Origin of the sequence: Paenibacillus pseudetheri, from assembly GCF_924513355.1 — a bacterium.
Taxonomy (GTDB): domain Bacteria; phylum Bacillota; class Bacilli; order Paenibacillales; family Paenibacillaceae; genus Paenibacillus_AQ; species Paenibacillus_AQ pseudetheri.
In genome coordinates this window covers 1-465 of record NZ_CAKMAB010000111.1, presented here as the reverse complement: position 1 = coordinate 465, position 465 = coordinate 1, and the positions used below count along the sequence as shown (strand labels likewise).

1 protein-coding gene is annotated in these 465 nt (G+C 42.6%); it reads left to right on the top strand.

What is annotated here, in order from left to right:
• Nucleotides 1-465 (top strand): IS110 family transposase (locus tag L1028_RS31135; RefSeq protein ID WP_234541974.1); only part of this gene is annotated, 465 nt, incomplete at both ends.

Sequence of the window (465 nt, the reverse complement as noted above, 5' to 3'; positions counted from 1 at the left end):
GAAAGATATTTCGTTTTAAACACGATCTTGAGGGACTCGCTTCCTTTCTTCGTTTTGCTCAAGATTTAGAATCCTTTACGGGGAAGCGTGCAACCGTCGTATTAGAAGCAACGGGCCATTATCATAGTTCAGTTGTTCAATTCTTGGAAGAGCATCAGTATCTGCATATCGTCATTAATCCGTTACTTTCACACCAAGCGAAAAAGTCTAATTTACGAAAGGTGAAGACGGATGCCGCTGACGCATACCAGTTGGGGGAAATGTATTACAAAGAAGAGCTGGAGCCTTACAAAAAAAGAGGTCAATATCTGATGAATTTGCGTTACCTGACAAGGCAACATGAGTCTCTAACGGATATGTACGTTCAAGCAAAGTTACAATTCCAAGCGGTTCTAGATCAAGTGTTCCCGGAGTATCATGGCGTGTTTGGTGACCTTTATTCGAAGGTGTCCCTTCGCTTTCTGG